Below are 646 nucleotides of genomic sequence, written 5' to 3'. Positions count from 1 at the left end.
ACTACTTTCCCAGCAACCCTTAAAAGGGTTGTTTTATTTTTTCTTCTTTCGAGTTTCTTCCCCAGTAAAAGGATCTATGTACTCTATCATTGTTAACTGTTCTGCTACTATATCCTCTTGTAATTGATTTCTTATATAATTTTCTATCACTTTTTTATTTCTACCAACTGTATCCACATAAAATCCTTTACACCAAAATTTTCTGTTACCATATCTATACTTTAAATGGGCATGTCTATCAAATATCATTAAGCTACTCTTCCCTTTTAAATAACCTACAAATTGAGAGACACTTAACTTTGGTGGAATACTAACTAACATATGAATATGATCTTTACATGCTTCAGCTTCTATTATTTCTACACCTTTTCTTTCACACAATTGTCTTAAAATAATACCAATATCTCTTTTTATTTTCCCATAAATAATTTGTCTACGATATTTTGGTGCAAACACAATGTGGTACTTACAATTCCATTTTGTATGTGCTAAACTGTTTGTGTCTGATGACATTTAATGCATCTCCTCGTGTTGTTAATTTTGGTTGGCTGACCAAATATTATTCTAGCATGTAGAGATGCATTTTTTAATACAACGGTGAAACCATACTGTACCATACGCATAGCGTATGGTTTTAATTACACAA

At 31.0% G+C, this 646-nt stretch carries 1 protein-coding gene; it reads right to left on the bottom strand.

Annotated features, from left to right (window positions below; translation table 11 throughout):
- Nucleotides 1-33: 33 nt before the first annotated feature.
- Nucleotides 34-513, bottom strand: coding sequence for an IS200/IS605 family transposase (gene tnpA, locus LQ693_RS13480; RefSeq protein ID WP_103362102.1), 480 nt, complete (start codon nt 511-513; stop codon nt 34-36).
- Nucleotides 514-646: the final 133 nt, after the last annotated feature.

The sequence above is a fragment of the Mammaliicoccus sp. B-M6 genome (assembly GCF_022386965.1).
Taxonomy (GTDB): Bacteria; Bacillota; Bacilli; order Staphylococcales; family Staphylococcaceae; genus Mammaliicoccus; species Mammaliicoccus sciuri_A.
The sequence above is the reverse complement of the archived record's forward strand: the minus strand, read 5'-3'. Positions and strand labels throughout refer to the sequence as shown.

Coding starts and splice junctions, on each gene's coding strand:
- tnpA (WP_103362102.1), bottom strand. CDS start 513: ATGTCATCAGACACAAACAGTTTAGCACATACAAAATGGAATTGTAAG.